We start from the raw sequence: 13,359 nt of genomic DNA, 5'->3' as shown, positions 1-13,359 counted from the left end.
CTTTCATTATTTCCATTTTACAGTTGGTAAAATATTTTTATGAATGACACGGTCTTTATACGCAATAACCGTGTTCAGTATTTCTCTAATTACATTATCATCAAGAAGGTGTGGTTCTAACCCTAAATCGATTAATTTTGTATTGACTGCTTCCAAGAAATGCTCTTCCAATTCAACTCGTGGATTTTCCAAATGAGCTATTTGTGCCTCAATACCTTCCTCTTTCGCTACTTTTTGTACCATTTCTGCTAAATCACCGACAGAGAATTGTTCTGTATACTGGTTAAAGACACGGAATTCACCTTTATCTGCAGGATTTTCTGCTGCAATTTCGATGCATCTTACAGTATCTTTAATATTAAGGAAACCTCTTGTTTGGCCACCTTTTCCATATACAGTTAAATCTTGACCTACTGTTGCCTGGATAATAAATCGATTTAATGCTGTTCCAAATACACCATCATAATCAAGACGGTTATTCAATACAGGATCAAGCTTTGTTTCCTCTGTATCCAATCCATAAACAATCCCTTGGTTAAGATCAGTCGCACGAATGCCCCAGATCTTACAAGCGAACATAATATTATGGCTGTCATGAACTTTTGACAGATGATAGAAAGAACCTGGCTGCTTAGGAAATGGCAGGGTATCTTTTCTGCCTTTATGTTCAATTTCTATGTATCCTTCTTCAATTGCAATGTTTGGTGTACCGTATTCACCCATTGTTCCTAACTTAATTAAGTGACAATCTGGCACAAGCTCTCTAATACCGAATAAAACATTTAAATTTCCAGTAACGTTATTTTCTTGGGTGTAAACCGCATGTTCACGGTCAATCATAGAGTATGGTGCGGAGCGTTGTTCAGCAAAATGCACAAATGCATCTGGTTGTTCTCTCTTGAGGACTTCTTTAAGAAAATCATAGTGTACAAGATCTCCTTCATAGACCTTGATCTTGTTCCCTGTAAGTTCTTCCCACTTTGCAACGCGTTCTTCTAAAGATGCAATAGGTGTAAGTGAATTGGAGTGTAATTCATTGTCAATTTTTCTTCTTGCGTAGTTATCGATAATTGATACATCATGTCCTTGTTTAGATAAATATAGAGCAGTCGGCCATCCGCAGAAGCCATCTCCCCCTGCTACAATAATATTCATTCTACTCCCACCTTCTTCTATTTTATTTGAGTATTTGACTCAATTATAACTATATTATCATGCTTCGAATTTAAACAATAGAATTTTTGTGTTATTTACATGATTTTTATAAAAACATAACATTTCTCTATCATTCTTTGTCATTATACTATAAGCGGCATTTATTTTTAAACCGAGACAAATTATCCAGGCATTAGCAGTTTCAAATAATCAAAGTATGGAGCACTCTGTGGTAGCGTTTATTACTATTATGAAATACTTTTACTGACCATTATATCGAAATGGTTTACTTTACAAATCCATATTATAAGAATCCATACTTAATCTTTTATAAACAAAACTCGCCCACCCTAACTAAATAATATACAACTACCTGTAATATGGATGATGTTAAATGGGATATAGCGTATATCTTGAAAATGATTCATGCGTTGGGGACACCTTCTACAGACACTTGTTTTCTTTCTTTGTAAACACTGCAAATCCTATTGCGTTGCTTTCCATTTTTGGTTCCTTTCTCTTTAAACGATTCAAATCTCCGGCGAACTCTTTCCACTTTTGTCCCCTTTCTCGTTAAACGATACAAATCTTTGGCGTCGCTTTCCACTTTTGTTCCCTTTCTCGCTAAACTATACAAATCTTTTGCGACCTCTTTCCACTTTTGTTCCCTTTCTCGTTAAACGATACAAATCTCTGACGACCGCTTTCCACTTTTGTTCCCTTTCTCGCTAAACGATACAAATCTCTGACGACCGCTCTCTACTTTTGTTCCCTTTCTCACTAAACGTTACAAATCTTTGGTGTCGCTTTCTGCTTTTGGCTCCTTTTCTGATCTCGCTTACGAGAGCGATTATATTCTATATTCATTCTATAATCAAAACACTAATAATATACAACTATCTTAGATAGGGATGATAGAAACTATAAGCTAAGCATTAATCTTAAAAGAATAAATGTGTTAGAAGACCGCTTTGGCCAACCATTTCCTGCGAAGCATATTTCCAGAGCTTTGCTATGTAAATGGTATTTTTCAAAATTACCACTAGTCCTCCTTACATCATTGGTACGTTCGAAATTTTCAATACGCCGCAATTCTTCATTGGAAAATTTCTTTACTCTCTTTCTGGTAACAAAAGCCTCGAGGTGCTTGTCCCGAGGCTTTTGTTATTTCATATAACGGCTGAATCTTTTCTCTAGCTGCTCTTGCATAAAGGAAATTAGAATACATAACGGCCAATAAATTAATGCAACTACCGTGTACATGGTAAACGAGTCAAAAGATCGTCCCGTGGCAATTTGTGCTTTTTGGAACAGCTCCGGCACTGTAATAACTGCTGCGAGTGAAGTCGCTTTTACCAAGTCTAAAAACACGTTAGTAAGCGGTGGCATGGCAATTCTCGCTGCTTGAGGCAGAATAATTTTCATCAGTGTCTGACGATAACCAAGGCCTAAAGCCTTTGCCGCTTCCCATTGCCCCTTTGGTACACTGTTTAAGGAAGCACGGATTACTTCCGCAATATACGCTGCACTGTTTAAACCAAACCCTAGTATCGCCGCCACAAAGGCAGATAAAGTAAGACCTAAAACTGGCAGACCAAAATATAGTAAGAACAGAAAGACTAGTAATGGCGTTCCGCGCATAAAGGAAATATAAATTCTTGCTGGATAACGTAATAACTTTGAATCCGAGTTCCTTGCCAATGAAATAAAAAGTCCTAGTACTAGACCCATTACCATACTGACCATTGATACCGCAACGGTCATTGGTAACCCGCTTAAGATAAGCGGCAGATTTTCGATTGCTAACTCCACATCAAAGAATTGCTCCATTTCTACAAGTCAAGCCCCTCTATTTCCTGGATATCTCCTTCAGGTTTTTTCGAAGCATCTTCTTGATAGAATTCAATCGCTAATTCTGATAATGTTCCGTCTTCTCTCATTTCAGTTAACGTTTCATTGATTTTTTGCTGCAACGTTTCCGCTTCTTTATCCATTGCAACAGCTTGTTCAGTCGGATGGAATTTTAAATCCGGATGCAAATGAATATCGAAATCCGGAAATGCTGCCACACCGAATTTAGATAAATAATAGTCATTTACAATTACATCCGTGTTGCCATTATCTACATCTCGTAAATAAGCTTCATTCGGCGCATTCCCATATGTCACAACTTCTGCTCCGAAGTGCTCAGCAATTTGGCTGAATACGGTAGTAGCACCACCACCTGCTTTCTTCCCTTCTAAATCTTCCAAACTCTCAATCCCTGAATTATCCCCTTTACGAACTACCATTGTCGTATATGAATATTTATAAGGATCAGAGAACGCAAACTTCTCTTTACGATTGTCTGTCACCTCTATATCATTAACGGCTACATCTACTCTACCGCTTTCAATAGCAGCGAGCATACTATCGATTCCCATTATCTCAAACTGAACCTCTACCCCTAATCGTTTACCTACTTCTTTCATCACTTCCACATCATAACCAGTTAGTTCATCATTATCGTCATATGTAGATGAAGCAATTAATGTTCCGGAAGTAGCTGCAACGATAACACCTTCATCCTGAATATTTTCCCATTTCTCCGATTTCAACTCGCCTGTTGAGTTTTCTTCCGACTCATTTCCACATGCTGTTACGACAAACAAAATGAATACAAAACTTGCAAGTAATAATATTTTTTTCACGAAAATCGGCACCCCTTATTTGTTATATTATTTTATTCTATTAAAAGATAACAGTTTGACGCTTTTATTTCAATGATTTTTATAACTGTTTCAAAATTTAATAAAAAACTGTTATATAATTTACGGTTGTTGACTTTATTTAAAATCATGATATTATTAAATTAGTTATTTATTTATAATAATTATAATTTAATAATATTGATAATTATTATCAGATGCATTAAAGAAAGAGGGATTAATACAAATGAATGACGTAATGAAAGCAATTAGAAATAAATACTCTATACATTTCTTAACAACTAGTGATCTTCACAATCTGTGGTTACAGCTATGGAAACATCGTGAATTAATAGCCGCGTTATGTAGCGGTGCACTTATTTTATCTGCTTGGCTATCAGATTCGTTCTTTAAAGAAGGAACAACCTCTATCTTGCTCATCCTGGCATTCTTAATTGGCGGTTATGCAAAAGCCAAGGAAGGATTAACCGAAACAATTCAGGATAAATCACTAAATGTGGAATTGCTTATGATCATAGCAGCGGTCGGCGCAGCATCTATTGGTTATTGGACAGAGGGCGCCATACTTATTTTTATTTTTGCCTTGTCAGGTGCTTTAGAAACATATACCGAAAACAAAAATACGAAAGAGTTGGAATCACTCATGCAATTACAGCCTGAGACGGCCTTCCTGTTATCTGGACAAGAAATTGCGGTTGCAGATTTACAAATTGGCGATCAGATCGTAATCCGCGCCGGAGAACGAATCCCTGCAGACGGAATGATTTACCGGGGTGAAACCGAAATTGATGAAAGTGCGATAACTGGCGAATCCGTACCTGTCATGAAGTCAGTTGATGATCACGTGTATGCTGGTACTGTCAATGTCAATGGTACTCTCTATGTAGAAATTGACACTTTACCGAACGAAACACTTTTCCAACGAATTATCAAACTCGTACAGAACGCACAAAGCGAGAAATCACCTTCACAGCTTTTTATCGAACGATTTGAAAGTACGTACGTAAAAGTAGTATTGCTGGTCGTCGCAATCATGATGGTATTGCCCCACTTTGTCTTCGGATGGTCATGGACAGATACAGTTTATCGCGCTATGATTCTACTCGTCGTCGCTTCACCATGTGCACTCGTAGCATCCATTATGCCTGCTACACTCGCAGCAATCTCAACGGGTGCAAGAAATGGCGTCTTATTTAAGGGCGGTGTTTATGCAGAAGAATTGGCATCGATTGATACCGTTGCTTTCGACAAAACAGGAACACTAACAGAAGGAAAACCATTTGTTACCGATTGGTATGTGGCAGACCACCATAACAAGCAGAACGTTGCAGCTTCCATCTTTGCAATCGAAAAGGAGTCTACCCACCCATTAGCAAGTGCTATGACAGCTTGGGCTAAATCCATTAAAAATGATGATGCTGCGCCAGAGATTGACCGGGTCGAACATCAGAATGGTAAAGGACTTATTGCCAACATAGGTGCTGATCGATGGATAATCGGAAATACAAAATTAGTGAAAGAAACCGATGTTAACAGGTTCATGAACAGGCTTGACATAAACAACAAACAAGGTCACACAACCATTTATATACAAAAAAATGATGAAATAATTGCAGTCTTTTTCCTAAAAGATACGTTACGTAAAGAATCTGTTGAGGCAATCGCTGCATTAAATAAATTAGGAATTCAAACAGTGATGCTAACAGGAGATAATGAGGAAACGGCGAAAGTAATTGCACAAGAGGCGAATATTCAGTCGTTCCACGCCAATTGTCTTCCTGAGGATAAAGTAGCTCAGCTAAAAGCTTTATCGGAAACGAAACAGAATGTAGCAATGATTGGCGATGGCATTAACGACGCGCCCGCTTTAGCAACAGCGAACCTCGGCATCGCGATGGGAGCAGGCAGTGACATCGCACTAGAAACATCTGATATCGTACTCGTTAAGAATAATCTTACTAAAATAGTGGACGCAATCCAGTTATCGAAAAAAATGAACAGGATCATTAAACAAAATATCGTATTTTCAATCGGTATCATTCTGGCATTAATCGCATCCAACTTCCTGCAAGTAATCGACATGCCCTTCGGCGTCATCGGTCATGAAGGCAGTACAATACTTGTTATATTGAACGGATTGCGGTTGTTGGCTAGGTAATGAATGGATTATGTAAAGTGGAACTGTATCGCCAGTTTAGCTATTTTGGAATATAGTATGTGCATAGCAATGCTCCGGAAATAGGCTCCGCGTCCTGTGGGCACGGCTGAAGCTAGGGTACTACTCGAGCTTCAGCCGTGCCCCGCAGGACGGAAGTGGTTGTCCGGAGCGGTATTCATAGCACATGAATCATTTCAAAATAAACACTAAGCAGTTAACACAATCCATATTATAAGAACTCAACTTCATGTTCAATATGCTTACTGTTACAACTGTACTTATCTGCTTTCTTATACTTGGTACATTCTAAATTTTAATACGTCGTGCCTCTTCATTGCTAAAGTTTTATACTTTGCTATCGTATGACAAAAGGACGAGCTTCACGCTCGTCCTTTTGTCATTTTTTCTACTTGTGCATTAATTTCTCCACCGGTAATAATGATAATAGCCGACAGATAAAACCAGATCATTAAACTGATGACGCCTCCCAAACTGCCGTATGTCGCTGAGTAGTTCCCCATTGATGATACATAATAGGAAAAAGCTAACGAGGCGAGTTGCCAGAACACCGTTGCAAATAATGTCCCAGGAATAATATCTTTAAAATAAACCCGCTTACTTGGTGCCAAGCGGTAAAGCATCATCAGCACAATAAAGAAGATTGCTGATGAAATCACCCATCGCAACGTATTCCAGGCCGAAAGAAAACCATCCGAAAGCCCAAAAAAAGAAAAGAGATAGACTCCAATCATTTTTCCGAAAATCGGAAGCAAGAAAGCAACAATAATGATCAACAGCATCGCAATTGTTAATACGATCGAAATCATTCTCGTCACCACAAAGGAACGCTCTTCATCAATGTTATAAGCTCTATTAAAAGATCGGATCAGTGCATTTATTCCATTTGAAGCAGACCAAAGCGTCCCGATAATCCCGACAGACAACAATCCTCCATTACGACTGTTCATAATCTGTGAAATATTCTCGTTTAACATGGTCATGATTTCTTCAGGTGCGTATGTCGCTATAAAATTCATGACATCGATGTCTTGCCACGGTAGATATCCAATCAGTGTAACTAAGAAAATCATAAACGGAAACAAAGAAAGCAAGAAAAAATAGGATAATTGTGCCGCTAAGCCTGGAACATCATCCCCAGTAATCCGCTCGATCAACTGTTTTACAAACACGACCGGCCCCATCCGAGAAAGACTATTATTCATTTTTATCCCGTTGCTCAAGATCAACTTTATCAGCAATTTCTCTAATTTGGTCCAGCATATGTAACGCAGAGGTTAAATTAGCAGAAAATTGCTTTGAATAGTGGGTATATTGTGTATTCAACTGATGCATAGCATCTGCCGGATTTTTTACATAAAAGGATGTTTTATCGCTGCAGCTTTTTATTTTATTTCCAACATAACCTCTTGTATCACGATCCAATAACGATATCAATCCGCCAATGATCGCACCTGCTGCGATTCCTCTTACTAAAGTATTTTTTCCCATAACCTCTCAACCCTTCTTTCGCTTATTTTGCTCGAACATCATGTTCTGCAATGATGTAGTTCAATAATTGGTGACAGCCCTCTTTGACTAATTCATATGTATAGTCAAAATTCTTCGTGAAATATGGATCAGGAACGTTTTGTTCTTTTGGCTGAGCAACAAAGTCCATTAATTTTTTGACTACTACATCAGCATCTGTTGTGATACTGGCGAGATCATCCATGTTCTGCTGATCCATGGCAATGACGTAATCAAATTCGCTAAAGTCATTTGCGCTAATCTGTCGTGCAAGTTGACCTTCATAAGAGATCTTCATCTCATCCAGCTTTGCTCTCGTGCCTTTGTGAGGAGCTTCACCAATATGCCAATCTCCAACTCCTGCCGAATCAATCACGAAGCGATCCTTTAACCCTTTCTCCTCTGCAATATGACGAAAAACAGCCTCCGCCATCGGAGAACGGCAAATATTTCCTAAACAAATAAATAACACTTTAATCATATGATACCACCTCTTCTATCTTTATAATCCTGTTTTTTTATGATATTGACAGTAATTTCGCTTCAATCAACTCCGCCTCTAGCGGTTTACTGTACAGATATCCTTGATAATAATCGCATTTTTCATCTTTAATAAAGGAGAGAATTTGCTCCCCTTCTACACCTTCTGCCACTACTTTCAGACCAAAGGTGTGGCCGAGTTGAATCATCGCTTTAATAATCTCAGCACTGCCAGTCTCAAGAAACAGCTCTTTAATGAACGATTGATCAATCTTCAAATAATTTATCGGGAATTTCTGTAAATAGCCCATCGACGAATAACCGGTTCCAAAATCATCAATAGATAACGATACCCCCATTTTTCGCAATTCATTCATTTTTTGAATACATGCTTCCGTATTCTGCATCACACTATTCTCGGTGATTTCAATTTCAAGATAATCCGGGTCCATGCCTGTTTCTTCGATGATATTCTTTACTCTCGGCAAGAATTCTGGTTGCTGTAATTCCACTGCAGAAATATTAACGGCGATCATTACTGGACTCGTTCCAGCGTTCTTCCATTCTACAAACTGCTGACACGCTTTACGTAATACCCATTCACCAATCTGATCGATCATACCGATTTCTTCAGCGATTGGAATGAAAACGGATGGTGGAATCTTTCCTTTTTTTCCATGTTCCCAGCGAATCAAAGCCTCTACCCCCACAATCGCATCGGTACCGACATCGACTTTAGGTTGATAAGAAAGCGTGAATTCATTGTATTGAAAAGCTTTGCGTATGTCAGAAGCCATTAATAAAAGCTCGTTATATTGCTTACTAAGCTGTTCTGTATATTCATACACTCTGTTGCCACCATTAACTTTGCCGTGGTGCACTGCTACACCTGCACGATCAATGCAAGCTTCAACAGATGCTGTACTATCATCCAGATAACTGACACCGATTGTACATGTCATATAAAAATCCTGTTTCTTCATAATGATCGGCTTTTGAATCTCCGATAAGATATTTGCTGCAAACCTATGTACATTTATCTTCCCACGTTCCACGATCAGAACAAATTCATCCCCATTCAACCGGTATAAGGAACCATACTCTGGTGTCAGATTGCGCAACCGCTCCGACAATTTACAGATCGCCTCATCACCAGCTTCCTGTCCAAACGTATCGTTCACATTCTTCAGCCTATCCAAATCACAACGAAAGACAGCTTTTGCCTTATCCTGATGGTCGATACTCAGGTCTTCAAACAGTTTATAACGATTCGGAAGCTTAGTCAGCTTGTCATGCGTAGCCATATATTCGATGGTTTTCTCGGCGTTTTCATAGGGTGTGATATCCATTACGGTGCCAACCAGTTTAATAACCTGTTGATTGTGAAATACCGGTGAGAGATAAATGCATAAACAAAATTGCTTGAAATGATAACGGAACTTCAGTTCTCTACCATTCATCGCGTTCTTTATTTCAGCAGAAAATGCCGAAAGAATCTCCTTATTCACGTCATTCTGTGACAACCCGAGTTCCACACTTAATCGCCCCGCAACGAATGAGCAGTAGGGCTTGTTTTTGTCGTTATCGATGACAAAAACCATATTCGCATGATGATCAAGTGTATGTCTCCAAACCTCACCATCCACTTGCTTGTAATGATCAATAGTCATATTCTTCACCTGTATGTAGTTGTTTTTTATAATTATACGTGAAAATGAGAAAATATAAAAAGACTTTCCGGTTTTTTATAGAAAAACTTGGCATTTGTTCATATTTAGCGATTGCTGTGGTTTCATATTTGTATTAAAAAAGGCGATTATGAATTTTACTTTTATATCGATTATATGCTGGTGACTGGTTCAATTTTCTTTTGTCCAGTAACAGCTGAAATTGAATTTCTTTTTCGATAATACGATTTTCCAGACGCTCTTTTTCTTCGTCTTCTGTACAGAGCTTGAGTAAATCACGTAAAGAAGCAATTTCTTTATTAAGCTGTACTTCTTCTGGTAGATGGCCGCTGTTTTTCATGATCCGGTAGCTCATACGCAAGTCTTCTGGTACATCTGCAAGTGAGTCCTTTTTTAATGGTTTGCCCTTCCCTGCTATATGATTAAAATTGCCATCACTGATTGCTTTCTTAATCTTGTCCTCTGCAAGACGACTAAACATATCCATCGCAGGTCACCCTATCTTTTCTATTCGTTTTCTAAAACTGTTCTTCACGTTTGGGGCAAGCATTTGTACAGATAAATATCGTTCCATTCTCTCTGTATTTTTTCGATCATGAAACAGACAGTCGAAGATTTCGAAAGGCGTGACTTTATCCTCATCTTCTTCCAATTTCGTTAATATATCATCCGGACTAACGTAGCCTTCTTTTATTACGCGAAAATAATAGCCACTAAACCCTGTTTCCGTTACCAGCTTTGGCATTTCAGGAATTCCGTGTGTTTTGGCGATCTTAAAGCATGGCTGTCGAGGTTGTGAACATTGGATTTCAGCTTGTCCAAGCTGAAAAATGTCCCCAATATACAGATCCTTCTCCGTTAAACCGTCAATCGTAATATTCTCACCGAAGGACGGATAGTCAAATGTACGCTTATAGGTCTCTTTCCAAAAAGCATAGTGCTTTTGCGGATACATAAGCAATGCTTTTTCTGGTCCACCGTGATTTTTTAAATCTGCTTGTCCATCTTGTTCAAATCCAGTCATCGTTAAATAATCACGTTCATGTATTGGTGTTTTTTTAAAGCCTGTTACTAACGACACACCATCAAAAACTTGAGTTTGTGGCTTTCCAACATTCAATGAAACAATTGGATATTCCATCAGAAAATCCCCCTCTTTCTAGCTTATTTCCATTATACAGAATTTGATCGAAAGAATTAACAATTACCCCTTTTCATTTGGTTATGGAGATGTTAGAATGGCGAGTGCAAAATGATTGGTAAGGAGTGTGTAGCAATGCATGTAGGTAGCAAAGGCTGGTACGTAGAACAGCTAAAACAAAAAGGCGTACGCCATATTGAAGGAAGAAAAATCGAAAAATATAAAGCACATGTTCTGGCAAATCTTTTAGAAGAAAAAGAACAATAGATCGCAAGAAGCAGGTCGATAACTTCGGCCTGCTTTTTTTTTTGCACATTAGGAAAGCAAGGAAGTAGCTACTTAAGTTGTACCATGCATAGGAAAAAAGACGGTACTTGCTAAACTGAGGCGAATGCCGAGTTTTTCTTTATCAGTAAAGAAAGTATAGAAGTCTGGTCACAGCAGTAATCATATTGAACATGATTGGAGTTCCTATAATATAGATTATGTTAACAAAGGCTGTATTGCAGAATGATCCTTTTGATATATTTTATCTACTTAGCAAAGCTCCGGAAATAGGCTCCGCGTCCTGTGGGCACGGCTGATTCCACGGGAGTCTCCGCCTATTTCCTACGCTTAAGGAAAGTGCTACAACGGTTGTAACAGCAAAAATCAGTGGTTCTAGACATTTTTCAATAGCTATTATATATGCATACGATCAATATGCTAGCTCTTACAAAAATTGTAGAGTCCCAATTTTAGCGTAGGCCAACCACGGAGACTCCCGCGGGATTATGCAGGCGCTGAAGATCCACAACGTCTGCACCTGCGTCTTCTAGTAACGCTTCGAAGTAGGCTTCCTCGGTGCAAGGCAGCAGAGAAGTGATTCGTGTAGTAGCCTAGCTTCAGCCGTGCCCCGCAGGACGCGGAGTGGTTGGCCGAAGCGGTATCCCAGCACATTAAATAATCTCAATATGGCTGCTTGGCTTACGTTGGCTAGTTGACATAATTCATATTATGGAAAGTTGTTTATTGATTAAGTCAATTAGGACCGGGCGGGTTATGGCCGGTTTTTCTTTATTCTTCCCAAATAGCCCTTTTTAATCAAAATAAAATCTACCAGACATCTACCGTCATAATTCTACACATTAAACAGAATAACTATAAATAAGAAGATTTAACTTATTGGAGGTATAGCACCATGTTTTCAAATACAGAAATTGGAATTGATTTAGGAACTGCGAATATTCTTATATATACAAAAAACAAAGGAATTATTTTAAACGAGCCATCCGTTGTCGCGGTTGATACGAAGACGAACCAGGTAGTTGCTGTCGGTAATGAAGCGAAGAATATGATTGGTAAAACACCACGAAATATTGTACCAATTCGTCCGTTGAAGGATGGCGTTATTGCAGACTTTGATATGACGACTCAAATGTTAAAGGCTTTCTTGAAAAAAGTAAGCAAACGAGCTGGTGTATCCATGCGAAAGCCTAGTGTTGTTGTGTGTACACCTTCTGGCAGTACCGCTGTCGAACGAAGAGCGATTGATAATGCTGTCAAAAGCTTCGGCGCTAAAGAAGTACATTTAATCGAGGAGCCGGTAGCAGCAGCTATTGGAGCTGATCTACCTGTTTCGGAGCCACAGGCAAGCATGATTGTTGATATCGGTGGTGGTACAAGTGAAGTAGGTATTATATCCTTTGGCGGTGTTGTTGCCAGTCGTTCCGTACGTGTCGGTGGTGATCATATGGATGAAGAGATCATTCAATATGTCAAACGTCAATACAATGTCCTGATCGGGGAAAGTTCCGCAGAAAAAATTAAGATTGAAATCGGTAATGCGATCCCTTCTCATACCGAAGAACAAATGGAAGTCAGAGGTCGAGATCTCGTGACAGGTTTACCAAAAGTAATTATGATTTCCTCGAAAGAAGTGCACATGGCGATTAATGAAGTACTGGAATCTTTATTACATGCGATAACTGAAACACTTGAAAGCTGTCCTCCAGAATTAAGTGGTGATATTGTTGATCAGGGAATTACCATTACAGGTGGCGGTGCCTTGCTAAAAGGTATGCAAGGCTGGTTATCTAATGAGGTACACGTACCAGTTCACCTTGCGTCAAATCCATTGGAATCCGTTGCTGTTGGGACAGGCCGTTCATTAAAAATGATTCAAAAACTACAAAAAGCGGCAAAATAAATGATACACTTTGGAAAAACGAGAGGAGTTTTTCCATGCATGCATTTACATTAACGAAAGAAACAAAAGATCAGATGATAGTCGCAATTCAGGACTATTATTTACGTGAAAAGCAAGAAGAAATCGGTAATATAGAAGCTGGTTTTCTTCTTGATTTTTTCATGGAAAAATTAGCGCCTACTTTCTATAACCAAGGAATTCGTGATGCACATCAGTTTGTCAGTGAAAAAGTAGAAGATTTATTCGAATTAGAGAAAATGGACTGATCCGTATATATTAAAAGAGCCAACTCTCATTGTTGTGAAGAGCTGGCT

At 38.8% G+C, this 13,359-nt stretch carries 13 protein-coding genes; 4 read left to right on the top strand and 9 right to left on the bottom strand.

Annotated features, from left to right (window positions below; all coding sequences use genetic code 11):
• Positions 1-6 precede the first annotated feature (6 nt).
• From MUN87_RS18020 to MUN87_RS18010, 3 genes are all read right to left on the bottom strand, one after another.
• Positions 7-1,155: an NAD-dependent epimerase/dehydratase family protein gene (locus MUN87_RS18020; RefSeq protein ID WP_244742453.1), complete on the bottom strand. Its 1,149-nt coding sequence runs from the start codon at positions 1,153-1,155 to the stop codon at positions 7-9.
• Positions 1,156-2,319: 1,164 nt separating this feature from the next.
• Positions 2,320-2,985, bottom strand: a complete 666-nt coding sequence (locus MUN87_RS18015; protein WP_244742450.1) for an amino acid ABC transporter permease — start codon at positions 2,983-2,985, stop codon at positions 2,320-2,322.
• 2 nt (positions 2,986-2,987) lie between these two features.
• On the bottom strand, positions 2,988-3,845 hold the full coding sequence (locus tag MUN87_RS18010; protein WP_244742448.1) for a transporter substrate-binding domain-containing protein: 858 nt from the start codon (positions 3,843-3,845) through the stop codon (positions 2,988-2,990).
• A gap of 244 nt (positions 3,846-4,089) precedes the next feature.
• Between MUN87_RS18010 and MUN87_RS18005 the strand changes: the two genes are divergently transcribed.
• A complete protein-coding gene (locus MUN87_RS18005) occupies positions 4,090-6,021 on the top strand; it encodes a heavy metal translocating P-type ATPase (RefSeq protein WP_244742446.1) in 1,932 nt (643 codons plus the stop codon).
• A 380-nt stretch (positions 6,022-6,401) separates the two neighbouring features.
• Here MUN87_RS18005 and MUN87_RS18000 read toward each other — a convergent pair whose 3' ends face one another.
• From MUN87_RS18000 to MUN87_RS17975, 6 genes are all read right to left on the bottom strand, one after another.
• Complete coding sequence (locus MUN87_RS18000) at positions 6,402-7,223, bottom strand: YihY/virulence factor BrkB family protein (RefSeq protein WP_244748006.1); 822 nt, start codon at positions 7,221-7,223, stop codon at positions 6,402-6,404.
• Between the two features lie 13 nt (positions 7,224-7,236).
• Positions 7,237-7,530 (bottom strand): hypothetical protein, encoded by a 294-nt coding sequence (locus tag MUN87_RS17995; RefSeq protein ID WP_244742443.1) that lies wholly within the window; start codon positions 7,528-7,530, stop codon positions 7,237-7,239.
• Between the two features lie 22 nt (positions 7,531-7,552).
• Positions 7,553-8,029, bottom strand: coding sequence for a low molecular weight protein-tyrosine-phosphatase (locus MUN87_RS17990; protein ID WP_244742441.1), 477 nt, complete (start codon positions 8,027-8,029; stop codon positions 7,553-7,555).
• A 37-nt stretch (positions 8,030-8,066) separates the two neighbouring features.
• Positions 8,067-9,698: a putative bifunctional diguanylate cyclase/phosphodiesterase gene (locus MUN87_RS17985; RefSeq protein ID WP_244742439.1), complete on the bottom strand. Its 1,632-nt coding sequence runs from the start codon at positions 9,696-9,698 to the stop codon at positions 8,067-8,069.
• Positions 9,699-9,831: 133 nt separating this feature from the next.
• Positions 9,832-10,203, bottom strand: coding sequence for a DnaJ family domain-containing protein (locus tag MUN87_RS17980; protein ID WP_244742436.1), 372 nt, complete (start codon positions 10,201-10,203; stop codon positions 9,832-9,834).
• A gap of 6 nt (positions 10,204-10,209) precedes the next feature.
• On the bottom strand, positions 10,210-10,857 hold the full coding sequence (locus MUN87_RS17975) for an MOSC domain-containing protein (protein WP_244742433.1): 648 nt from the start codon (positions 10,855-10,857) through the stop codon (positions 10,210-10,212).
• A gap of 135 nt (positions 10,858-10,992) precedes the next feature.
• On the opposite strand from MUN87_RS17975, the gene MUN87_RS17970 reads away from it, so the two are divergent.
• The 3 genes from MUN87_RS17970 (at position 10,993) to MUN87_RS17960 (ending at position 13,311) form a co-directional block, all read left to right on the top strand.
• Complete coding sequence (locus tag MUN87_RS17970) at positions 10,993-11,124, top strand: YflJ family protein (RefSeq protein ID WP_244720074.1); 132 nt, start codon at positions 10,993-10,995, stop codon at positions 11,122-11,124.
• 913 nt (positions 11,125-12,037) lie between these two features.
• Positions 12,038-13,045, top strand: a complete 1,008-nt coding sequence (gene mreBH / locus MUN87_RS17965) for a rod-share determining protein MreBH (RefSeq protein ID WP_244742430.1) — start codon at positions 12,038-12,040, stop codon at positions 13,043-13,045.
• 35 nt (positions 13,046-13,080) lie between these two features.
• Positions 13,081-13,311: a DUF2164 domain-containing protein gene (locus MUN87_RS17960; RefSeq protein WP_244742428.1), complete on the top strand. Its 231-nt coding sequence runs from the start codon at positions 13,081-13,083 to the stop codon at positions 13,309-13,311.
• Positions 13,312-13,359: the final 48 nt, after the last annotated feature.

The sequence above is a fragment of the Gracilibacillus salinarum genome (assembly GCF_022919575.1).
GTDB lineage: Bacteria > Bacillota > Bacilli > Bacillales > Amphibacillaceae > Gracilibacillus > Gracilibacillus salinarum.
The sequence above is the reverse complement of the archived record's forward strand: the minus strand, read 5'-3'. Positions and strand labels throughout refer to the sequence as shown.